This is a genomic window from Legionella spiritensis (genome assembly GCF_900186965.1).
Taxonomy (GTDB): Bacteria; Pseudomonadota; Gammaproteobacteria; order Legionellales; family Legionellaceae; genus Legionella_C; species Legionella_C spiritensis.
Genome location: NZ_LT906457.1, coordinates 2959283 through 2981829 on the forward strand (window position 1 = coordinate 2959283; position 22547 = coordinate 2981829).

Sequence of the window (22547 nt, forward strand, 5' to 3'; positions counted from 1 at the left end):
TAACCATGTAATTAATTTGTATCTGGGGATTGAATCTCTGCCCCATTATGAAGATGCTCACTTTTCGCGTGAATATTTGATGCTTTAACTACTGATACAGGCAATGAAGCATCCCCTGAAAACAGTTCTACTAACTTTGTTCGCATGAAAAATTGATATTGTTCTTCAGTAAAATGCCCTTTGGGCTTATATATACTTTGTTTCACATGTGATTCATCAAAATCATATCCAAGTGATTCGCCCATAGTAACCAATAAATTTATCAAAGTTCTGTTACATTCAACATCAAAGTGTAGAGTTTGAGCGTCTATGGGGTTTTGTATTTGCGCATAATCGACCCTAACATCGAGATAAGTCCGCCAGGCACTTCTTACCCTCTTGTATTTCTTGCGGCCATAAAACTCAATATCAATCATATTTAATGCCCGAATATGTTCAAAAGAGAGAGGTGATAACCTTGTAGCCATAAGTGTTTTGAATATTTCAATCCTTCTTTCTCTATCTTCCTTCCATTTACTCAATTTATCTTGGATAAACAAAGCTGCCCAAGGGGCAATTAAAATTGCTGCGATGGTAAGTATGTCATTAAGCTTCATACTGGAATCAATCATAAATGACCTCCCGAACTATGTTTAAGTTTTTCAGGTTCAGGCAAATCAACATTGATATTACTTACTTTTATTTTTCCTGTTACGGCGTTGGTGATTAAAGCTGAGCGATATTCTTTTAGGCGTTCAATAGCCTCTAATATTTTTGATTTAATTTCGTCAATTTTTTTTGTTCGTGAATTTAAAAATATAACAATTTCACCCTGTTCATTTGATGGTGGAAGACAAATAAACATTTGATTCAAATGCAAAGGCCCAAAGTGCTGAATTGTTGAACCAGTTTTTAGTAAATCTATTTGAGTAAAGAAAAGCGATGATGATACTATTAATTTTATATACTCATTACTGATACTTTTGTTCTTAGGTTTTAATCGTATAATGCCAGTATAGGGAATTGATCCTACTGCTTCATACCCAACAGAAGACACCAATCCCGTAGTAGCACTGGTACTGATAAGAAGATCTCCAATATCTAGTTTAAATTGTTTCCAAACTTTCTCGACTTTTTCGGGATTAAGATAATTACATCCTTCCAACTGAACTTTGTTTGAAGTGAGGTTTCTTATACGTAATAGTGGTACACCTTGATCAACAAAATCAACAGCCATGATCCCGGGACCTTCTTGAAAATATATGACATGCTTAAACGGGATTATTTGCCAATGCTCAGGTATATCACCCATCCACTCCACCCCAGAATCTTTCATCGGCACATTGGGATCAAGTCCTTTGGTGACAGCCTGAGTAATCAGTGCTGTGCGCTTTTCTTCCAATAATTTGATTAGTTTTTCTTTTTTGGCAATTAGCGCATCTATTTCTGAGGTTTTTTTGTCCAGAAATAATGAAATTTCTTTTTGTTCTTTTAAAGCTGGAATAGCAATCTCGATTTTCATTACGCCAGAAGGACCAATTGCTGGATAACTTACACCAACTGATTTTGAAACAATTTCACCAATAAATCCTTCGCCTTGTATAAAATAATTCAAAAAGGCTGCAATAACAGTGCGAGAAGGTCTAATTACTATAAAACCTGTTGAAACTATTAAACTCTCAATTGGTTCTTTAATTAAAGAAATTGCTTTTAGATAGGTTCTAACCGTTGATAAAATAGTATCACCATCCTTTACTATCCTTCTTGCTCTTGAAGGAGCTTGATCAAATTCATATGACTCAATTTTTTCAATTCCATAAGAAAGATTTACACTTGATATATCTACATAATTTATAATTTTGTCAGGCCTAGTGTCCTCTGATAAGCTATCATCGTTATAGGTTGCTATATATTTTAGAGGTTTTAATTGCCAATTCTCTGGTATTTTTCCAAGCCAATTTATATTTGTATCTTTTAAGCGTTGATATCCTTGGATCATGCCACAACTCCCTTAAGCATTTGTAAAATTTCCTGTTCCAATTGCTTAATATCAGACTCAATTTCTTCTAACGGTCTCGGTGGCTGATAAACATAAAAATGTCTATTTAGTGGAATTTCATAACCCACCTTAGTTTTACTGTGATCAATCCATGCATCAGGAACATGTGGTATGACTTCTTGTTTTAAATATTGTTCACAATGATCTCGAACTAATGCTACAAGTTGTTGATTGTCTGCTTTGGCATCATAAGACATTGGTAAGGGTAAGTTGATGTCTTTGGGTAAAGGCACCAGTTCAGTATCTCTCAACTCGCTATCTGCCTCTGGTATTCCTTTACTGTTACAGCAAACCTCTGCTGTATCATCTCTTTCACTTAGAGCTACAAAAATGGCTTTTTTGACTGGTGTATCAATTTTTAATCCTGATTTTTTGATTTGCTTCGCTAAGTCAGCAGAAAAGACGTTTCGGTTTTTATAAAGAATCGATGCATCCATATGTTCAAGTATTGAAATAATTGCTTGTTGTAGTTGTTCTCCCTTGGCAATTTCTTGCTGAATTTCCTGTTCATTCTTACGCTTTTTACTTTGTGCAAGGTTAATAAAGGCTGTTTGATCTTTTAATCGCTCAATTCTCTCGGGGCTTGCCTGAAAATTTAAACGCAAAGGCCGTTCAACCGTTATTTTAAGGTAACCAAATTCACGATTGTCAAAAATCTTCGAGCAAATACGTTCTTCACTTTTTGAATCAACAATGACTTTAGATTGATCATCATGTTTGAACTCAGCATAAAGGCGAGTGATTTCATTAATGTGTTCATCAGAAAGCTCATTACGCTTATTGCCAAGACTTTTACGCATTTTCTGAAAGTGACGAGTTGCATCAATGAGTTGAACCTTGCCTTTTCTTTCAGGTCTTTTTCTATTTGATACAAGCCAGATATAAGTATAGATGCCCGTGTTATAAAACATTTGATCCGGTAGTGCGACAATTGCATCAAGATAATCATTTTCAATTATCCATCTTCGAATATTGCTTTCACCCGATCCAGCATCACCAGTAAATAACGGGGAACCATTAAAAACAATAGCGATTTTGGAACCCTCACCACCCTCATCAGGGGTAGGGTGCATTTTGGACATCATATGCATCAGAAATAATAAAGCACCATCATTGATTCTGGGTGTACCGGGACCAAATCGGCCTTTAAATCCATGTTGTTTATATTCCTTCTCAACATAACTTTGTTGGGTTTTCCACTCTACGCCAAAAGGTGGATTTGCCAGCATGTAATGAAACTTTTTATTTGGGTGACCATCAAAGGTCTTACCATCACCCAGGGTGTCGCCAAAAATGATGTGGTCAAGAGGTTCATCTTTAATCAATAAGTCTGCGCAACATATCGCATAAGATTCTGGATTATACTCTTGACCAAATAAAAGCAAGTTGGCCTGGGGGTTTTGCTCCCGAATATATTCTTCTGAAATGGACAGCATCCCACCTGTACCGCATGTTGGATCGTATATGGTTCGTGCTATGCCCGGGGTATAAACATCTTCATCAGAGGTATACACAAGATGCGCCATTAGGCGTATCACTTCCCTTGGAGTGAAGTGATCTCCTGCCTCTTCATTCGCTTGTTCGTTAAATTTGCGCACCAATTCTTCAAATACATAGCCCATTTGCAGATTATTGATATGATCTGGATGTAAGTTGATATCGGCAAACTCTTTAACAATAAGAAATAGGCGATTATTCTTTTCCAGCTTTTCTATTTGCTGTTCAAAGTCAAACATGTCAAAGATTTCTTTGGCCTTAGGGGAAAAACTGTTGATATATGTTGTCAGGTTTTGAGCAATATTATCTGGATCACCGAGCAATCGCTTAAAGGTGTATTTACTAACATTATAAAATGCCTGCTGGCGTCCTTTAGAAGCATACTGACCCAGAATTTTATGAATGGCATCTTCTGAGTGGCCTTGTGCTTCGAGTTTTGCATATTGTTCCAACACCTTATCTTTTGTTGGTTCTAAAACACAATCCATACGCCTGAGTACAGTCATAGGCAACATCACCAGTCTGTATTGTGGCGGCTTATAAGGACCTCGTAGCTTATTGGCAATGTTCCAAATAAATCCAACTAATGAATCAAACCCATTACTCATTATTTTTATCTCCTTTAATTTCAGGAACATATTGCCCTTTAGTGAATTTCTCAATTTCATCTCGGCGAAAACGCCATGCCCCACCGACTTTAAATGCTGGGATTTTACCCTCCGCAGCATATCGGTAAGCCGTTTTTTCATTGATTTTTAAATATTCTGCTAATTCTTTGATGAGCATGATGTCGTTTTGCATGATTTTCTTATTTTTAATAGTCGAAAGCTTGAGAAAATAATGGAAATTAAAGGATTTTTCAATAAAATGGACATAATTAAACTTATTGTAGCATTTCTGCTTTTTTACATTTTGATTTTTAAGGATTGATTTTTGATATGAATAAAAGTGTAAATCTTTTTAACAACCCCGGTAGAAACCCTCTTTATGAGTTGACTCGGACTAGAAACAATCCAAATGACAAGCAAGTAATTGCATACTGGAACAATAAATATAGCGAAAACGCTCAATACCTTGATAAAAAATTTGTAAGCGAATTTCCTATTTCTACAGAAGCTTGCTTATGGGAACTGACATTATCAGATTTTTTAAAAAATAGCCCAAATATTGAATTACTCGAGGATAAAGACTTTGGAAGAAAAAACAAAAGTAAGCCAGATTTTTGTTTTTTGGTCAATAATCAAAGATACTTTCTTGAAGCAACAATAATCAACCCCGGGGAGTACCCGGCGTTGAATATAGAACTGGATGAGGTTTTGGGATCTTCTTGCCGCATCCCAAGGGAAGAGTATAAAGAGAAAATATGCGGCGCTATAGATAAGAAAATTAATGCATTTAATAATGGTTATAAGGATATCATAACTGATAACGACGGTTACTTTATCGCCATTTCATCAAGCCCGATTGGTATCCACCTTAATCCTAATGATCTGCTTGTTGAAGCAAGTTGCTTATTCGGGCTTTCTGAAAGAATTTATGATCCCAATACTGAAATGATTTATTTAGCCGAGGAAGATGCTGTAAAAAAGAAGAAGAGTAATAGCCCACTTAAGACTAATTACTTTAAAAAGGATGAGTTCAATTTTTTATCAGGCGTATTATTTTCCAGAAGGCTATGTATATTTTACCCAAAGCTTGAAGGACTAGAACACGCAATTCCCGATATTGAGAGTGAATGTATTTACTTCCATAATCCAATTGCAAAAAATCAATTGCCAAGACAAGCCTTCCCCTTTATTAATCAATTTGAATCAAGAGAAGATTTAGAAAATGCTTTAATCAGTATCCTTTAATAGGATGCTCACAATCAGCTATTAATCGCCTTCTAAAAAAGCTTGATTCCCTTTTGAGTTAAATAACTCTTTGTATGTATTATCAGCGTAAATCAAACTCGCAGAGTGATATAACGCACCCAAGATCATGGATTTTGAAAAACCATCCATCCCCGATTTAACCACCAGCCCACCAAGCTCAATCTTACGCCGAGTTTCAGCCCGACGCTTTTTGAGCTTCTCCAGTGCCAGTGATTTTTCACATCGCGCAAGCACCTGTTGCTGTTTTTTAATTTGTTCACGAGTGCTCATGGCGCAACTCCCTGGCAATCTTGGCAAAGATAAAATCCAGTTGCTTAAGGTCGCAATGATGCAGGCCGTGTTTGTAGGCGAGTGTGCCGATTTCGAATTTGTGTTTTTGTTGCAGCTTGGTGAGTTTCGCTTTCGCTTGTTCAATTCTATCCGTGAGTGCCTCTTCCATTTGCGACAATGTCTTCTTTGACATGATGTTCTCCGCAAATTAAGGTAACGCAAAAAAGGATAACCCCTCCGATCTTCGAAATCAACCATCGTGTAAACCCCCGAGTGCAGCGAGGCCATCCCGTCTCGCAGCGAAAAGCGAAGAGCGCAATATACATTCGTTCGAATGTTTGCTAAATTAACTCCGTACTTCAAAAAAATCCTTCACGGAGAAGGTCTTATCAATTTTCAAGCAACCGATGGAGCGCTTTTTAATAAAGGTGTTTCATGGCGATTGCTTTTGCCCGTGTCTCCATTCATAGCCGCTCGAAAGGCCACAGTGTGGTCGCGGCGGCCGCTTATCGCTCGGGTCAGAAATTGCAGGATTCACGCACGGGGTTTACCCATGATTTTTCTAATCGCCATGACGTCGTTTTTTCTGAAATCCTCCTGCCCGAAGGTTGTGATGAATCCTTTTTAAATCGTGAATTTTTATGGAATCAAGCCGAACTTGCTGAAAGTCGATGCGATGCGCAAGTGTGCAAGGATGTGGTTCTGGCTTTGCCCAAAGAACTGGATTTGATTCAACAAGTGGAACTAGCCAAACGGTTTGCCCAGACCTATTTTGTGGAAAACGGCTTGCCGGCTGATATTGCCATTCACGACCATGGTGACGATAACCCGCATGCCCACATTCTGATTTCAACCCGCCGCCTGGAGAAAGACGGTTTCTCCAGATACAAGGCACGCGATTTAAACCCGGCCTTTGCCAAAGGCTTTGTGGTTGAAAATGACTACTGGGGTGAACAGTGGCGTGATTTTCAAAATGATTTTTTTATCGACCAAAACATCGACTTAAGCGTGGACGTCAATCATATTTTGAGCGAACGCCACCACGGTAAGATGAAGGACGGCAACCGTCATTATCTACGCGAAGAAAACCAATTGATTCGTGAAGCCCGACGCGACATTACCCGAGACAGTATCGAAAATCTCATCAATCATATCTCCCTGCAATGCAGCGTGTTCAGCCGCCGGGACGTGGAGCGCTTGTTGTTTAAAACCTTCAAAGACAGCCAGAACCACCATGAGTATTTAACCCTGGTCGAACGGGTTTTAAACCATAAAGACGTTATCAAGCTGGGTCCCAATGATTTGGGACGCGATTGTTACACCACCCGTCATCAATACATCCAGGAAGCCCGTCTTCGCAGCGATATTGAAAAGATGATGACCCGACGTCACCACGTGTTTGGTCAATCCGTGGATGGTCTTGCCCAACGCTATGCGTTAAGTGGTGAGCAAATTGATGCCTTGCGGTTCATCACCCAGGGACAGGATATCAGTGTGGTGGTGGGTCGTCCCGGAGCCGGGAAAAGTTATCTGTTAAAACCGGTCAAAGAGTATTACGAACAGCACCATTGCCAGGTCATTGGCGCCTCTCTATCCGGGAAAGTCGCCAAAGCCTTGCAACAGGAAACGGGCATTGCGTCCTCAACACTGGCCTCCCTATCCTATCGCCTCATCAACAAGCAACTGCAATTAACCGACAAGCACGTCATAATCGTTGATGAAGCGGGCATGGTGGATTTTGCCAACATGGCCTTGTTGCTCAAAGAAGCACGAAAAGCCGGCAGCAAGGTGATTTTAGTCGGCGACCCCGACCAGTTAAAACCCATCCACAAAGGGGAAATATTTCGCGGTATTGCCGCCTACACCGGTTATATCGAACTGGATAACATTAGGCGTCAGAATGATTTGGATGACCGCAAGGCCAGTCTTAATCTGGCCAAGGGGCATATTGACGAGGCTTTAAGGCATTACCATAACCAGGGCGCGGTATCCTTTCATGACACGGTCCATGACGCCGCCAATCATCTTGTTTTAGACTGGCAGCAAGCCATCACGCCCGACACAATCAAAGGCTCTATCATGCTGGCCTTTACCCGAGCGGCCGTGGCTGACCTCAACGACAAAGCCAGAGGCGTGTTGCAGGAAAAACAATGGCTAGGTCGGGAAGACATCATCCGGGCAGGCTTTGAACGAGAACTGATGATTTCCTCCGGGGAGCGGTTGTTGTTCCGGCAGAATGATAAGGTGCTTGGTGTAAGAAATGGCGATTTGGGCACGGTCAAAGCCATTGATAACAACCAACTGCACATCACTCTCGACAGTGGCGAACAGGTGTCCATTCCCAAATCTTACCGCGCCATCGATTACGGCTATGCGCTTACCGTTCATAAATCCCAGGGTATGACCACAGAACACGCCAGAGTGCTCATCGACAGCAAATTCTGGGACCGGCATTTAAGCTTTGTCGCCATGACCCGCCATAAGCAAAATCTTAAACTGTATGCCGATAAGGTCAATCATCCGGATTTAAACGCGTTGAAACAAACCCTGTCTCGAAGCACCACCAAAGACAATGTCATCGACTGGCCGCTGGATTTTGCTACCCGCTGCGGGTTTGACCCGGATAAATTGATTGGCCGTGTGGTTAATCATCTGGCCGGGGTCGCCAGCAACATCAAAGACAAATACCACTACGTGTTGAATTATGAATCTCATCAACAAAACCAGGCTTTTCAGAAACGGGAGCAGGATATCAGAGACAAAAGAACTCTTATTAAAGAAACCATGCCAGACAAGACTGCCTTTGACCAGCTTAAGAAGGAATACCCTATCCTGGCTCAATACGAACAGGCGGTGGAGCAACGAAAAAAACTATCCGGATATTTTGCCGAGAAAAAGGATAAGGAAATTCGTCTTATTGTTAAAACTATGATTGAAAACAAAGTCCTCAATAACGTGATGAAAGAAACATACCCTGTTTTATATGACAGGTTACAAGCCCATTTTAAAGAAAAAATGCCAATAAGAGAGAAATAATAAGCGAATTAACAAACATCTCAAATATTGTAGATGACAAGAGTCAAACTATGTTGCTATTAAATAAAGCATTGTGATAGCGTCTCAAGCATTTTATCCTGGAGAATGAACTCGTGACTTTATTTTTTGGATCAGAGGATCCATTTTTACTGCAACATATTTTAAGCTTCGCTGCACCAAAAACCAATCTCTCCTTAGAAAAGGTCGATAAAGCACTATGGGATACTTACCAAAACAATCCGTTGTTATGGGAAAAAACCGGTGCTAAAAATCGAGATGATTTCATTACAAGAGCAAGCCAACTACCTCAGGAACTGCAAAAATTGGTTTTGGAAGGTGTTTATAATCTGCCTTTGGCAGAAGATATTTTTAGAGCAGTCCCTAAAAATGCTCCTTTTATCGCTGCATCATTTCTTTCTGATGATAACGGTATACAAGCAGTAAAAGAGGGATTAATCAAACCAGAACAGATATTTCAATTAAAGACAAATCTTGGACAATTACTGAGCGATAATGGATTGCAAGCATTAAGAGAGAAATTAATGACGCCTGAGCAGTTTATAATTTTACCTTCAGGCCCACATTGCAAAATTTTACTGAGTGATAATGGATTGCAGGCATTAAAAGACGGGTTTATTACACCTGAAAAGGCCAGAGGTATGTCTGAAGATGAGCTACACGACTATATTGAAACGTCTGTGTGCTCGAGCGGGCCTGCTTGTTCATAACCGATGAATTTGAATAAAGTGCTTTGACGTTAAGAATAAACAACATGGATGTTTTCCCTATACTAAACAAACAGCCCCACCGTTACTGATGCAAACCCAGTTATCATAATCAATGTTTGTTGGGATGAAAGTCGCATGACTTCATCCACCCTAAGCAAGAGCACAACCTGATTAGGTGTTAGATAACGTGATTGATTGGCCACTGGATTTTGCCACCCGCTGCGGGTTTGACTCGGATAAATCAATTGGACCACGTCACCTACCTTCTGTAACCCACATGTCCCATATAAAGAAATATTTCTGGTTGGATATTTTCGTTAATATTTACTTAAGAATCTGCGATTAAAATATAAAATTTTTGAAGGTCAATTCAATCTATGAAAGTTATTATTGGAGCGGGTCCTGCAGGATTATACTTGGCGATTAAATTAAGAAAAAAAGGCATTAAAGATATTGTTATCTATGATCCAAGACAAGGTATTTATACGCGTCCAGGCCATCTCAATGAAAGTGCATTTCGCAGAGCTGAAAAACGAATTAATAAGAGTTTTTGGTCAAAAGATATTGGTCATATTAAGGATTTTGAGCGCCAATTATATGAAGAGGTAAAGCGTCTCAATATTAAAATTGAATCAAAACAATTTGTTGATCTGGTCGATGATAAAAAATCGCCTGGAGTTATAGTTGAGGATATAGAAGGAATATCGGAAATTGTTGAAGCGGATTATGTCTTTGATTGTACAGGCTCATCTCGCGTTGTTCTAAATGCGGTCAATAACATGTCAACTACTCCTCCTTTTACGTTAAAATCGATTGGTGATGTACCAGAAACGCATCATTTTTTAGCGTATGTTTATATGGATAAAAATGATCTTATGCTAATTAACAGTATTAGCCAAGATAGAGAGAAATTTCTGCAATCTCAGAGTCCTAAAAAATATGCCAAATTAATGGTTGGGTTTCATGAGCTTGGTTGGAAAGAAATGTACTTTCCTCGTTGTTATGGCGTTCCTTTTGGTAAGGGAAAGGTATGCCTATATATGCAGGCGCCAGAGAAATTAGAATCTGGTCAGTACGATGACTGGGTTCAGATTGTTTTGGATAGTAGAGAGGCAGGACTTCAATATAAACACCTGCCACCTTCTAAAAAGTATGAAAAAAAACCAAGATTTCTTCCTTTTATATCTCATAATAAGATGTTGACGAATGTCTCTTATTATCGTGAAGGCTTGCCAAAAGTCATTGCCATTGGTGATGCTCAAATTGATCCAGATTATTATCTGGCGCATGGAATATATAATGGTATGGACAGAATCGATGCGTTACTGGAAAGCATGGATATTTTCGATGGTCACATCTGGACGTATTGTGAAGAAGATTATAATTATAGCTTGAACGAATTACTTCGAGAGCATCAACAAGATGTCATTGAGGAAGGTGAGCAACAAAAAAAACAAGCGATTGATGCTTTGATGCTAGCAAAAGGAAAATTACAAGATGCTATACCGTTATATGAAGGTTCAATGAGAAATACTTTGGAATTGATGCTGGCTCGAGTTAAGGTTCGTATACTTTTTGTTGAGATACATGAGCTTTTTGATGATATCCATTATCATCCGTCAGGAAACCTGAAAACAGACTGTAAACATCCTGAGAGCTTGCACACAAACTTAACAAAGATAGATCAAGGCATCTGTGCTGTCATCAAGGCGCTCCCTCCTGAATATGCCTTAGAGCACTCTATTGCCAAGACCATGTTTTTACAGTTAGGCGGAAGCTGGAAAGCTTTAGGTAATGCCTTTTATAAACAAAAGCAATGGGAGCTTGCTATTGAAGCATATCGCCATAGCTTGGCTGTCTATCAAAGTGGTGAAATGACAAGCCTTTCTCAAAGTAGCGAAGTGCCGTTATGGTCTAATCTCAGCATTGTCTATTATAACAATAAGGATTTCATGGGAGCCATAGAGGCAGGAAAAAATGCCGTGAATCGTGTGCTTTCGCTTGCTAACACACCAGAAGCTGTACCCCCAAATCTTCATGAAAAAATTGTGTTTAACCTTAATAAAGCAATATGTGCGCAAGCTAAGGTTCTGCATGTTTTGGATCGCCATGTGGAGGCTGAGCAATTTCTAAAAGATGCGCAACAACTTTTAGAAGATCATTACTCAGTGTTTAGTACAAAAAATTATAAGCTAGCCAAACAAGAGCAAGAGCAATTGCTGGTTTTGTTCCGCCCACAGGAAAAAAATGGGCAAAAGCCTACTGGATTACAATTTTTTGATAGCAGGGTAACTAGTCAATCCGAGACGTCCGTCAATAAAAAAGAAGGATTTCTTTTTTATTAGGCTTATCCAAAGTAGGTTAGGCATATTGCTTGTATAGCCAAGGATGTCTTTTTCACATTTTATAATCCTGGGATGAGCATGTCGGGTTACAGTTCACAACTCACATGCTCAAATTTTTACCAATTCATCTTTGATAAAAAATTATTAGGAACGTAAAACGCAGTAATTATTGAGCACCATAACGAGGTATACCTATAGTCTCCCTCTAGTAGTTGTTGGGCAATGATTTGGATTAATTGGGGTTTCGATAGTTTAGCTATATTAAGGACGTCGTTTTTTTGAGGGGATTGCCCGGAATTTTTTTTGAGCATATTTGTTCTCCTGTTTCTGTCACTATTTTTTAAATGATGGAAACGCACGAAATCACGTGTAAATCATCCATAATGAATTGAGAATGAATCTGTCCATTTGGAATATCAATTAAATATTCCACTGTTTTGATTTAATCTCGCGATACCAAACAAACTGCCCTGCCTTCACTGGCGCAATCCCTGTCCTCATAATCAACGTTTGTCCGGCAGGTAGCCTCATCACCTCATCCGCCCGCAACAAAGGCACGGCCTGATAGTTGTAACTGGACGACACACTATAACCATGGTTTTGATTGCTGCTGGAGCCGGCACTCACCCGTATGGTCCGAGTCCCCAGCAACTTACTGATGTATTCCGCATCATGAATATCCTCAGCTGCAAAAGCGATTTTCGTTTTGATGTTGGTAAAGGCTCGTGCTTCATCCTGGGTGTATTGCTCATAGGTCTGGGCAATGTATTGCAACATCAGCACGCAACGCACCCGGTATTCGCGCAACAGTTTTAGAGACCTTCTCAATCGCTCAATACGCCCCAGGGAGGAAAACTCATCAATCATACACAACAAGGGATAAGGTTCCTCTGTGACATCCGGAACTTTGCGAATCATCACTGAAATCAACTGCTGCCAGAACAAGGTCAGCAACGGCGCTAACCGCTCCATGTCATCGTCACTAAACCCGATGTAGATGGTGATCTTCTCACGCCTCAGATTGCGCAAATCAAAATCCGACGCTGAGGTGGCCGCATCGATCACCGGATCTTCAAACAGTTCAAAATAACCGGACAGTGTTTCCAGAATCGAGCTTCTCGTTTTTTCATGGTTGTTTAAATACGAATAACCGTTGCGGTAACACTCCGGATCTAGATGCTCGCTTTCCTCCAGCATCCCTGCCAGCCACTCGTCAAAGCCCTGCTGCTTAATCAAACGATTGATTTCGCCCAATGTGGTCGGTCGTTCGGGGGTATCAAGCAGATAAAGCACGATCGCCTTAAACAACTTTCTGGACGCCTGCTGCCAGATGGGATCGGATTTTTTACTGTCGGGTATGAGAATGTGGGCTATGCGTTGAATGTCGGTGATGCGCTGCCGTTTATCCCGCGCTATCAAATCCAGTGGGTTGTAACGATGGGTATTGCCCTGTTCATCGGTCGGTGACCAGCAAAAGCAGCGATGGCCTAAGACTGTTTCCCGATATTGGGCGGTGGTTTGAAACAGGGTGAGTTTCACATCATTGCACACCACCGAAAAGGGATATTGAAACAGATTGGGTATGCCGATACTTCGGGTTTTCCCACTACCCGTGGGTGCAAAGACCAGCACGTGTTCAAAACCGTTCGACCAAATCGGCACGCCGTATTTTTTGCCAATGAGAATCGCACCTTCCTCCTGCTTGAGAAACCCGGCTTTCCAGACCTCCATGCCTGAGGCAAAATGGGCGTTGCCCAACACTTTATTGTCACTTTGCCATTTGTCCTTAAAGGCTATGGTGAGAAAAATAAGAGGGATTATAAAACCACCGGCCAGCGACAACATCATGGCTTGTTTAAGGTCGTCGTCTTCCCGGGCTAGCGCAATGAGATTCCAAACATCATACAGCGAGCTAATGACTTCCTCCTGCCAAACACCAAATATCAAAACGGCACATAACAGCCCCAACAGAATAAGGCCGATGCCACTTAGGGCGTAAGCAGAAAAAATACGGGCAATGCCTCCTTGCCAAAGGCCATACCCAATGCCAGTCAAAACACCCAATAACAGCAGAATACCAACGGTCATCAAGCGTTCCTTCCGGTATTATTTCCGGCCTCTTTGTAATACACATAGGTCACGTACCGGCCGGCATTGGTACGCTGCAACTGCACAATGACATCAATCACCTCGTGCAACTCACGCAAAATGTCCTCATCGCGCATGGATGGCACGTTGTTAAGCTTGTACATCTGGGTCATGCGCAGGAAGGCGATTTTGGGGTTGCCGGCGTGCAGGCTGGTCATCGAGCCATTGTGGCCGGTGACACAGGCGCTGATAAAATCAAGCACTTCCCGACCCCGGATTTCACCCATGATGAGCCGGTCGGGTCTCAGCCGTAACGAACCTTGCACCAAATCCTGCATGGTCAGCACAGCAGCTTCTTTTTCCTGTCTTTTGGGAGCGAGCAAGTTGACCTGATTGGCGTGAGGCAAAGTCACTTCAAAGGTATCTTCGAGCGTGATGAGCCGCTCCTGATGCGGGATATGCTGACAGCAGGCGTTGAGAAAGGTGGTTTTACCGGAGGACGTTTCACCGGAAATGACAATATTCTTTTTGGCAAGAACCGCCTGCTGAATAAACTCACCCCAACGCCGTTGTTGATAAAGCGTTGCTAACACTTTATCAGACTCGGTCATCAGTGTTTCAGCGCTATCGTGCACATGAAAGGGTTGGGTTTGAGAATAAAAATCAGAGTATTGGTAATCCTCCAGCGTCCTTGCCGCAATCGACGGGCGGCGGATGGATAGGGTGTAATGCCGGGCAGCCGGCGGCATCACCAACTGCACCCGCGACCCATCCATCAGATTACCCGAGAGCATGGGCGAGGATTCGTTAAGCACCTGGCCGTTTTCATTGGCAATTAAGGTAAACAGGCGTTTGATATGCAGCGTCGTTAGTTCCGGCACTTCAAAACGCCGCATGACGCCTCCCTGTTCCACAAAGATTTCCCGCGGCTTGTTAATCAAAATCTCCGAGACCGTGTTATCGGAAAGCCATCGTGTCAAAGGCGTTAACAACCCCTCCGAACCCGGCGCATACAACGAGGATGGTTTTATTTCCATGAGGTAGCCACCCCATGAAAATCCAAATCGTGCGCCACAAACACATGAATGGGCGTACCCTGATTGATGGCCAAGGTGGGTTTAATTTGCATACTATGTTGCAGCGTCTGTCCGGCCGCCTGCTGAAAGCTGGAAGCAATGGCCATGCGGTATTGCGATTTGGAATTGTATTCGTCCTGCCCGTTCACCCCATTATTGGCGGTATACGCCCCTAAAATGGATAGCAATGCGCTGGTACCAAAGCGTTCAAAGAAATGACGGTTGATGTAATCGGCTCCCTGCCCGGAACGCCCGATGCTATCGGTGCCCGGGCTGTTTAAGGTGGCAATCACCCCATTGGCCAACTGCACCCGGTTCCACACCACCAAAATCCGGCTCTGCCCTTCGCTGACTGCGGAATTAAACTGCCCCACCAGTGTGGAGCCTCTGGGTATCAGCAAATTCTCCCCTTGCAGCGAATACACATCCCGGGTGGTGATGGCGCGTACCATACCGGGCAGTTCCGAATGGATGGCCGTTTCCAGGGTGGCCGGTATCATTTCTCCGGCCGGAACTGTTAAGGCCGGATGCGGCAGGCGTTTGGCAGTGACTGAGGTGATGTCGTTTTGCTGGTTGATGAATTGGGCGTTGGCGTTATTGCCGTTTAACACCGCCCCGGATGGTTCCGCACCGGTGGCGCTGGCGTTATTTGCCGAGGAGTCATTAAAAAAGGTGGTCGGCGCGTTCATGCGTGCCAGCGTTTCCTTGCTCATTTTCTTGCGAGGGCGCAGTTTGGGTGGCCGTTGTGGCTGCACGATAACGGCTTCTTTGTCGTGCGCCTGTTGCGCCTCCTGCTTCATCCGCTCAATCAACGCCATGTTTTGCGATAATGTGAATTCCTTTTGCGGGGAGCCGCTTTCCTCAGCCACTTCCGGCGATTCGCTGTGCGACGGCAAAAACCCGAACAACAGCAACAAAGCCCCGATGCCAAACCCGATGTAGGCCTGATACCCACGCAGTAAGCCTTTTCGTTTGACCGGCGGGGTGACTTTAGACAGGGACGCAACCGATTCGTCTTGTTCCTGGGTGTTTGTTTCATTGGGATTCATGACTACCTCCTGCCCTGTTTGATGCGGGCAATTTCAAGCGAATTAAAAACGGACGCCACCTGACCGCCGTGGCGCAGGGTAAATTGCGGCGCCAGCCGCTGCACCACCAGCACGTTGCCCTGACGGCGGGTATTGACTACCGATTCCTTGCCCTGCCGGTCATCAACGGCAAAAATCGCCGGTACCGGCTGGTTTTTTCTCAGTTCAAAGTAGGTGAACGTGCCGTCATCAAAGACGTGTGCGGGGATGATTTGCGCATTGCCGCTGACACGGTAATGCCAGTTCAGGGTTTTCGGGTCTTTGGGTTTGGGATGATTCCTCGCCCTTTCTTTTCTCCGAGCTTCACGCCGCGCACGTTCTTCCTCGGGATAAACAAACTTGATGGCATACACCTGACGGACAGGATTGGTGTCCAGTGATTTGTTGCTCAACACGTGAAAATAATAGGTGTGCCGGTTGGTCACCACCGTCATGTTGGTGTTGGAATTTAACATGGTCGGCTTGATAAACATCATGTTGGGCAGGTTGGCGTGATGGGTGACCATCCAGCCGGAGGTGTCGCCGCCCTCGACATCGAGGATGGCCTCGCTTTGCCCAAAGACTATCTGGGTCGAGGTAAAGGTGGTGGCCGCCACGGTGACCACGTTGTTGTCTTCAAAAATCACCTTTTTAACCCGGTCGTCTTTGGGGAAGGCTTGTGGTGTTTGTGCGGCCTGGGCGGTGATAACCGGAATTAAGAGCGGCAACACGCGCGTGATAAATCGATTCATGGCTTACCTCTCACTGTTGCGAAGTTGTTTGCTGTAGCGGGTCACCTGAAATCCGTCCCAGTTTTTCCAGCGCACATCGGGTGCCGTGGAGGGTTGGGTGTAACGCCAGGAAAGGAGCGCGTTGTAATGCTGGCTTGTTGTTTTCCCGCTGGCCTTGTCGGTGTCGGTTAAGGTAAACACCACCTCGGCCAGGTTGTGGTGGTTTTTGGGCAAGTCTTTCTCGTTGAGTACCAGGTTATCCAGAAAATTGATGCTGTAGACGTGCACGCTACGATGGGCTTTGGCGCCTAATACATGAATGGGTGCGCCTTTGGCCGATTTGTCCTGCTCCCTTAGATATTCGTTATTGACCGCATGACTCGATAACAGGCTCACCAAATCAAACTGGGCGCGATAGGAACTGACATCAAAACTTTCCCGGTTGGTGATGTAGCGAACGATATCACTTTCCACCTGCGTCTGATTCATTGGCGCGTTACTTTGCTTAACCGGCTCCACCGTGGTCACACCGTTGTCGTAATGGTGCACCATCATCGGCACCAGCGTTTGCATCCTGGCAAGCACCACTACAGCAATCACCGCACAGACGTTTAACGCCATGGCCAGCAGAAAGGCCGCTTGATAACGGTTGCGCGACACTGCCACCCTGGCAAAATTATCATCCGCCCAGCTGCGCGCCTGTTTAAAATACCGCTCGGTGTTGTTATTCATTCCTTACCTCCCAGGTTGTGACGAATACCGCTCATCGCAGTTTGACTTTGCTGCCCGGCCTGGCCGCGAATGTGACTTAAATTGCCGAGCACGCTGCCAGGAACGGCCGCTTTGGCGATGGTCATGGCTTTTTGACTCAAACTGCCGCTGGTACGACTCGCTCCCATAGCTCCTCCCAGAAACCCGCCGACCATGGCCGAACCGTTACTGGTCGAGCACGTCCCGCCAATGCTTTTGGCAATGCCGGTGACTTCTAAAATGGCCATGACGCACAGGCAGGCGACTAAAAAGACGGGGATCCAATCCACCGCCTTGACGGTGGCGGCGTGGTTGAGATAATGACCGCCTATGGCCCAGTGAATAAGGTGCAAACACAAACCCACCACCGTGGACACCAATACAAGAACCAGGGAAAAACCCACGATGGTGCCCAGCCAGCGGTCGAAAAAGGAGCGGGTTTTATCAAACAGGGTGAAGCATAAAAACAGGGGCGCGGTACACAGGCAAATGGCCAGCATCAACTTGGCGATGATGATTTCAAAAAGCGCCAACCCAACGACGGCAAGGCCGGATAGATAAATCATCATGGCGGTGAAAACCGGCGCCCAATGCTTGAACGAGGCTTTTGCCCACGTCCAGGAGCCCACCCGAACCACTTCAATCAGCACCGATTGCAAACCGCCATTGACCCCATGGCCGGTCATGACCGGCACATCAAACGGGGTGGCCTGCATCAAATCAGCCCCTAATTCGCTGGCGGCATGGATGAACAATGTCACCAGATATTCGGAAAACACGCCCCAGTTCATGGCCAGCATGTACACCAGCCCTATGCGAATCGCCCCTTTGGTGAATTCCTCCATGGGCTTTTTAATCAAACCGCGCATGATGCCGAAACCGGTCAGCACGATGTATAAGACACACAACGAGGCCAGTGGCCCGGCCAGCACACTGGACAGGGTGTTGTAGCCGTTAAACACAAACGTGCGGGTCAAATCATCAATGCGGTCGGTCAGTTGCACAATGACGGTGGCGTAAGTTGGTATGGCCATCATTCCCTCCTTACACGGCGTTAAAAAAAGCGTTCTGGTAATCGTCCACCACCTCGGCAAACAGTGCGGGGTCGGTGAGTTCGGCTACGGTGACGTCCTTGAAGGTTTTGGTGGTTTGGGCATAAGCGACCATGTTTGCAAACAGGGTACGGCAGTCAATCGGCAAGTCCTCGCCCTGCATGCAGCTTAGGTAATAACCGCCGCCCGGGGCGACAAAAACATCAAGGCGTTTTTCAGCGGCGGTTGAGGCGGCCATTAAAAAATTAATGCGCTGCCTGGGACTCGCCTCTTTCAACGGGTTGTGGTGGCAGGCGGTTAATAAGGCAGTCCAGGCGAACAGATACAAAATGACGGCTGTTTTTTTCATGATAAGTCCTTTTCTTAATGATTGATGTCGTTGTTAATTGGTTGTTGCGGACAAAAGCGTCCGTAATCGGGACAGGGTGTGTTTAAATCCGGTGGCCGGCTGCAACTCATCAACGTCAGCAGCAGGCAAACGCTTAAAAATGTGCGCATGGGTTCTCCTTTATTCATCGGGTAGGGTGTTAAACAAGGCCGATTCGCCATCCACCGTCAGCTCCCCGGCTCCAGTAGCTGCCGTTTGCTGGCTTATCAGCGTTTGCAGCCTCAGGTTTTCCATCTGGATGTAGGCGAGTTCGGCTAACAATCGGGAATTTAAATCAACCGCCGCCTTGGTGTTGTCGGCCTGGTCAATCCGGGCGGATAAGTCGTGGATGGCTTGCAAGTGCTGGTTGACTTCGTTAAAGGCGTAGGTGGCTTGCACGCCAATGGCTTGATTGACGGCCTGATTGCTCTGGTATTGCTTAAGCCGTGATGGACTGGCGCCTTTTAAATAGGCCGTCTCATTCACCGCGGGGTGATTTTTTTGATAGGCGTTGACCAGCTCCTGATAACGGGTGGGGTTGCCGCCGGCGATGTTATTTAAAGCGTCGTCCCAGGTATTGGGCGACCATTGCCGGTTTTTTAAGTCCGATGCGCTGTTGCTTAAGCTTCCGAACCCGTAATGGCCGCTGTTGAAGTGGGTTAGATTTTCAATGCCATCAAGTTGCGATTTGGCGTTGTTATACGTTTGGCTGAGCAATTGGTACTGCGAGCGTAGCTGCTCCAATTGTTCGATGGCTTTGACCAGCAGGGCAGCATCAGAGACGCCCAGAATATCGGCGTGTGCCATTGGGCTGAGTAAAGCACTGCCTAACGTCAAGACCCGTATTGTTTTTTTCATGCCCGACTCCGTTGCAAAAACAGCGGCAACCACACGTCCGGGTTATCGCCCACTTCATTGATGATGGTATCCAGCAGTTGCACGGAAGCCTGATTGCCGGAAAAGATGCGGATTTCATCGGCAAGAGGGCTTAAATCGAGTTTGCACAGCATCGCGGTTTGCTCCTGTTTCACTAAAAACTGGCGCGATTCCGGGGTCAGGTTTTTAAGCAACTGGTATTCGCTGGATGTGAGGTGTAGTTTGTTTTGATACACCTCGGTACTGGCCGAGGGATTGGGAAAATAAATGGTGGTGGCCACGTTGGTTAAAATCTCACTGGCGATGGTCGAATTCACCACCGTTTCCGGCGACTGGGTCATGAAAATGAAATGGCCGTTTTTCTTGCGAATGGTCGCCAGCCAGCTTTTCAGGTGTTTAAGCCAGAACGGGGAACCCAACACCTGCCACGCCTCATCGATGATAAACGAGGTCAAACGCCCATCGAGGCTTAAGCGCATGCGGTGTAAGAGATACAGGTACACCGGCGTGGATATCTGGTTTGATACTTCATCCATCAGGTAGGTGATGTCAAAGCCGACCTTATCAAAATCCAGGCGAAGGCTGTCTTTGTCATTATCAAACAGCCAGGCGAACTCGCCATCGCCTCGCCCATCGTGACCTTTGAGCCAACGGCGCAATTCCGGCCAGCGGGGAAAATCACAGGGCAGGCATTGGCTGACATTGCTTAAGGTGCGGTAACGTTTCTCCAGATGGTCAAAGGCGTAGTTCACACATTCGTTGATGGTTTCCGTGACAGGGCCCGGCAAGTCGTTTTCATTGGGTTGCTTGATGAGTTGGCCAAACCAGTCCTTGATGAAGGTGCGGTTTTTGGAAGTATCCGGCAGTTGCAGCGGATTCATGGCTACGGCCTTGTCCGGGGCAATCACCGTATATCGGCTGTTGCCGGAACTAAGTACGTAAATTTTGGAGGCTTCATCGCGGTCTAAGAAGAAACTGCGGTTGCTATAACGCCCCATCTGGGCATCTAAAAAAGCGACCAGGGTGTTTTTCCCGGCGTTGGTGGCACCAAAAATGGCGGTATGCCCCTTGGCCGGATTGGTTTTCGACGATGGGGTGTGGTAGTTGAAATACACCGGGGTTTTTGATGGCGTTTGCAACAGCGTCACCGCCTCACCCAGATGATTGCCGTCCCTGAATCCCGTTTCAAAATTATGCAAGGGACAGAAATCGACAAAATTGTGCGAGGTGATTAGGGAGGAGCGGGTGATGAAATGATGGTTGGTCGGGATTTGCGACCAGAAGGCGAGTTCCGCACCGATGGTTTCGCGCACCAGCACCATGCCTGATAAGGCATACACGTTGACCGCCTCGCGGATGGCTAGCTCCAGTTCCTCCCTGGAATCAGCGAGTAGCATCAAGGTGTTGTGGTGATAGCCCAGGCGGGTGGCCTCGCTTGCCAGCCCGTCTTCCAAAAGGCTTAAATCAGCAATTTGACTCACACCCGCGTCATTGGCGTTGATAAGCTTGCCGCGTTTTTTATGAATCACATCGAGCGCCACTTCCCGTGGTATGGGGGCAAAGGAATGGGTCAAGATGAATTCGCAATCGAGTTCGAGCAGTGGGTCTAACATGACACTGGCGCTGTGTTGGCTGTATTGTTTGATGGCTAACATGGCAGCGAAACGGGTGTCCTTGTTTGCCGCACCCTGCAACTGGATGGCGTTGCCAAAAAAGAGTTGTCTGTTGCACAGATATTGCCCGAGGTGGCCTTGCGGGTAGAGTTGTTCGGCGCGCCAGACTTCTGTAATGCCTTTGGCAATCGCCGTAAAATTTACCGGGCGCTGAAACGGTACGCTATCGCCGCCGTTGGGTACTAGCGATAAAAAGGCCAGCAGTTCGCTGTAACCCAAATTCTGGTCGTTTTCCCCCAATGGATGCGGTTTAAACGGCGAGAGTGCGGTTTGCAGTTGCGCCATTTTAGCCTGCAAGGCGGTTAATTTTTCCTCCCGGAGGGCTTTGCTGTTTTGCGGGCTTTGCAGGGCTTTTAAACGCTCCATGAATGAGAGTGAGCGTGCTGCCTTGCTGGAGGTGTCGCCTTTTAAGACGGTGGTTAGATAAATGTCGTTGCGATAGAGGCTTTTGCCGGTAAAGCGGGCGTGGTAGCGGTCGTTGACCCGCTTCGCAAATGCGGATTTGAATTGCCCTTTTAAAGCCAGGTTTTCTTTTTTACGGTGCACGGTGACGTACTGGATAAACCGCTCATCGAGGTTTAGCATGGCTTGATGCAGCCGCTGGCTTAACCGATTCAAGTGCTCAGGCTCTGCGGTGAGAAAGGGAATCCCCTGCACTTTCAGGGTCGCGCCCTGAAAACCGATTTTGGATTCAAACACGCCGGGCGTATTTAAGTGGGTGATGGGAAATACGGCAGACACCGGCGTTTCCTGGTATGCGATTTGGCGGGATTTAAAAAGGTTCATAGACTCGAACTCCCCAAATAGTCTGGTTTGGTGACGGCGGGCACAGCAGCAGGCGTTTGGTGACGATGGTGAAAAAGCGGGTATCGTTTCGGCACACCAGCCAGCCAAAGACGTGCAGCGGGATAAACACCAGGCCATAAAGCAAATTGCCCATAGCGATGAAGGCGCATACCGAAACCATGAGATTGATGCCGTGGTATTCAAAGGTGACACCACCGGCCATGGCCGCGCGGGTTAACGCACCATAGACCGGATTTAGCGTGAGCGTTGTATCGGGGTTATAAGCCATGGCC

At 45.3% G+C, this 22547-nt stretch carries 21 protein-coding genes; 4 read left to right on the plus strand and 17 right to left on the minus strand.

Features of this window, described 5'->3' with window-relative positions; all coding sequences use genetic code 11:
- Positions 1-11 precede the first annotated feature (11 nt).
- The 4 genes from CKW05_RS13500 to CKW05_RS13515 are packed head-to-tail and all read right to left on the minus strand — an operon-like array spanning position 12 to position 4336.
- On the minus strand, positions 12-611 hold the full coding sequence (locus CKW05_RS13500; protein ID WP_058482647.1) for a DUF6680 family protein: 600 nt from the start codon (positions 609-611) through the stop codon (positions 12-14).
- The gene (locus tag CKW05_RS13505) at positions 608-1978 is read right to left on the minus strand and encodes a restriction endonuclease subunit S (RefSeq protein WP_058482646.1); all 1371 of its coding nucleotides are present in this window, start codon (positions 1976-1978) and stop codon (positions 608-610) included. Before CKW05_RS13505 ends, CKW05_RS13500 begins: the two co-directional genes overlap by 4 nt.
- On the minus strand, positions 1975-4143 hold the full coding sequence (locus CKW05_RS13510) for a type I restriction-modification system subunit M (RefSeq protein ID WP_058482645.1): 2169 nt from the start codon (positions 4141-4143) through the stop codon (positions 1975-1977). Before CKW05_RS13510 ends, CKW05_RS13505 begins: the two co-directional genes overlap by 4 nt.
- Complete coding sequence (locus CKW05_RS13515; protein WP_058482644.1) at positions 4136-4336, minus strand: helix-turn-helix domain-containing protein; 201 nt, start codon at positions 4334-4336, stop codon at positions 4136-4138. The genes CKW05_RS13510 and CKW05_RS13515 overlap by 8 nt, the downstream gene beginning before the upstream one ends.
- A 137-nt stretch (positions 4337-4473) precedes the next feature.
- Here CKW05_RS13515 and CKW05_RS13520 point away from each other — a divergent pair, with 137 nt between their 5' ends.
- The gene (locus CKW05_RS13520; protein WP_058482643.1) at positions 4474-5388 is read left to right on the plus strand and encodes a hypothetical protein; all 915 of its coding nucleotides are present in this window, start codon (positions 4474-4476) and stop codon (positions 5386-5388) included.
- A 21-nt stretch (positions 5389-5409) separates the two neighbouring features.
- Here CKW05_RS13520 and CKW05_RS13525 read toward each other — a convergent pair whose 3' ends face one another.
- Positions 5410-5679, minus strand: coding sequence for a conjugal transfer protein TraD (locus tag CKW05_RS13525; protein ID WP_058482642.1), 270 nt, complete (start codon positions 5677-5679; stop codon positions 5410-5412).
- Complete coding sequence (locus tag CKW05_RS13530) at positions 5666-5872, minus strand: hypothetical protein (RefSeq protein ID WP_058482641.1); 207 nt, start codon at positions 5870-5872, stop codon at positions 5666-5668. Before CKW05_RS13530 ends, CKW05_RS13525 begins: the two co-directional genes overlap by 14 nt.
- A gap of 242 nt (positions 5873-6114) precedes the next feature.
- Here CKW05_RS13530 and traA point away from each other — a divergent pair, with 242 nt between their 5' ends.
- From traA to CKW05_RS13545, 3 genes are all read left to right on the plus strand, one after another.
- On the plus strand, positions 6115-8715 hold the full coding sequence (traA, locus tag CKW05_RS13535; protein ID WP_058482640.1) for a Ti-type conjugative transfer relaxase TraA: 2601 nt from the start codon (positions 6115-6117) through the stop codon (positions 8713-8715).
- A 113-nt stretch (positions 8716-8828) separates the two neighbouring features.
- A complete protein-coding gene (locus CKW05_RS13540; RefSeq protein ID WP_058482639.1) occupies positions 8829-9443 on the plus strand; it encodes a hypothetical protein in 615 nt (204 codons plus the stop codon).
- 377 nt (positions 9444-9820) lie between these two features.
- Entirely contained in the window at positions 9821-11788 is a 1968-nt protein-coding gene (locus tag CKW05_RS13545; RefSeq protein WP_058482638.1) for an FAD-dependent oxidoreductase, read from the plus strand.
- 420 nt (positions 11789-12208) lie between these two features.
- Here CKW05_RS13545 and CKW05_RS13555 read toward each other — a convergent pair whose 3' ends face one another.
- Genes CKW05_RS13555 through CKW05_RS13605 form a run of 11 tightly spaced genes read right to left on the minus strand, consistent with a single transcriptional unit; the run spans position 12209 to position 22543 of the window.
- Positions 12209-13876, minus strand: a complete 1668-nt coding sequence (locus tag CKW05_RS13555) for a type IV secretory system conjugative DNA transfer family protein (protein ID WP_058482636.1) — start codon at positions 13874-13876, stop codon at positions 12209-12211.
- Positions 13876-14913 (minus strand): P-type DNA transfer ATPase VirB11, encoded by a 1038-nt coding sequence (gene virB11 / locus CKW05_RS13560; RefSeq protein WP_058482635.1) that lies wholly within the window; start codon positions 14911-14913, stop codon positions 13876-13878. Before virB11 ends, CKW05_RS13555 begins: the two co-directional genes overlap by 1 nt.
- Positions 14904-16001: a TrbI/VirB10 family protein gene (locus tag CKW05_RS13565; RefSeq protein ID WP_058482634.1), complete on the minus strand. Its 1098-nt coding sequence runs from the start codon at positions 15999-16001 to the stop codon at positions 14904-14906. Before CKW05_RS13565 ends, virB11 begins: the two co-directional genes overlap by 10 nt.
- Positions 16002-16003: 2 nt before the next feature.
- Complete coding sequence (gene virB9, locus CKW05_RS13570; protein ID WP_058482633.1) at positions 16004-16771, minus strand: P-type conjugative transfer protein VirB9; 768 nt, start codon at positions 16769-16771, stop codon at positions 16004-16006.
- A gap of 3 nt (positions 16772-16774) precedes the next feature.
- Positions 16775-17482, minus strand: coding sequence for a virB8 family protein (locus tag CKW05_RS13575; RefSeq protein ID WP_058482632.1), 708 nt, complete (start codon positions 17480-17482; stop codon positions 16775-16777).
- A complete protein-coding gene (locus tag CKW05_RS13580) occupies positions 17479-18537 on the minus strand; it encodes a type IV secretion system protein (protein WP_231950619.1) in 1059 nt (352 codons plus the stop codon). Before CKW05_RS13580 ends, CKW05_RS13575 begins: the two co-directional genes overlap by 4 nt.
- 7 nt (positions 18538-18544) lie before the next feature.
- Positions 18545-18901 (minus strand): hypothetical protein, encoded by a 357-nt coding sequence (locus tag CKW05_RS13585; RefSeq protein ID WP_058482630.1) that lies wholly within the window; start codon positions 18899-18901, stop codon positions 18545-18547.
- 14 nt (positions 18902-18915) lie between these two features.
- Entirely contained in the window at positions 18916-19050 is a 135-nt protein-coding gene (lvhB7, locus tag CKW05_RS15600; protein WP_095140664.1) for a T4SS-associated protein LvhB7, read from the minus strand.
- A 10-nt stretch (positions 19051-19060) separates the two neighbouring features.
- Positions 19061-19777, minus strand: a complete 717-nt coding sequence (locus CKW05_RS13595) for a type IV secretion system protein (protein WP_058482629.1) — start codon at positions 19775-19777, stop codon at positions 19061-19063.
- Entirely contained in the window at positions 19774-22254 is a 2481-nt protein-coding gene (locus CKW05_RS13600) for a VirB4 family type IV secretion/conjugal transfer ATPase (protein ID WP_058482628.1), read from the minus strand. Before CKW05_RS13600 ends, CKW05_RS13595 begins: the two co-directional genes overlap by 4 nt.
- Entirely contained in the window at positions 22241-22543 is a 303-nt protein-coding gene (locus CKW05_RS13605; protein ID WP_058482627.1) for a type IV secretion system protein VirB3, read from the minus strand. The genes CKW05_RS13600 and CKW05_RS13605 overlap by 14 nt, the downstream gene beginning before the upstream one ends.
- Between the last annotated feature and the right edge of the window lie 4 nt (positions 22544-22547).